The sequence below is a fragment of the Brachybacterium tyrofermentans genome, from assembly GCF_039526165.1.
Taxonomy (GTDB): domain Bacteria; phylum Actinomycetota; class Actinomycetes; order Actinomycetales; family Dermabacteraceae; genus Brachybacterium; species Brachybacterium tyrofermentans.
The window spans coordinates 1-679 of record NZ_BAAAIR010000056.1 but is presented as its reverse complement, the minus strand read 5'-3'; the positions used below and the strand labels follow the sequence as shown (position 1 = coordinate 679).

Annotated in this window: 1 protein-coding gene; it reads right to left on the bottom strand. The window is 67.0% G+C overall.

Features of this window, described 5'->3' with window-relative positions; genetic code table 11:
* A partial coding sequence (locus ABD093_RS18175; RefSeq protein ID WP_343926272.1) for a helix-turn-helix domain-containing protein occupies positions 1–565 on the bottom strand: 565 nt, incomplete at its 3' end.
* Between the last annotated feature and the right edge of the window lie 114 nt (positions 566–679).

Below are 679 nucleotides of genomic sequence, written 5' to 3'. Positions count from 1 at the left end.
AGTAGCCGTCGATCGCGGAGTGCAGGTAGGTGTAGCCCACGCGCTGGTGACGTGTTCGGGTGCTGCCCCGGCCGTGGAGTCGCCAGCCGCCACCGGCGGGGATCTGCCCGACCTTCTTTACGTCCAGGTGGAGCATGTGGCCCGGGAAACGGGCGATGATCTTTCCGCTGTGGCGGTTGTTCTCGCCGGTGGGGTCGAGGTCATGGCGGCGGGAGATCCCGAGGCGCTGCAGCCACCTGCCGATGGTGCGGACGCAGTAGTGGTGGCCGCGGCTGGCGAGCTCGAGAGCGATGCGGCGGGCAGACCATTTGCGGTCTCGTCGCCAGGCGTCGATGAGCTCGAGGACGTCGATCGGCAGTCGCGAGGGCCGGCGAGCCGGAGCGCTGGTGCGGTCCTGGAGAGCTTCGATGCCGTCGTCGCGGTAGCGGTGCACCCACTTCGTCAGAGTCGAGCGGGCGATGCCGGCTTCGGCGGCGACGTGGGCGATGGGGCGGCCATCATCTTCGACACGTTGGACCAGGCGGAGTCTTCCGGCAGGGGTCAGCGGCGAATTACGGTGGGTCATGGAACGGGTCTCTTCCAGCAGATGAATGGCTTCAGCACCACCCATCGTGCCGGTCAGGGACCCGTTCCTTCATCCCCGATCCGTGACTACAACGTCATGACCCGCAACAGCTAG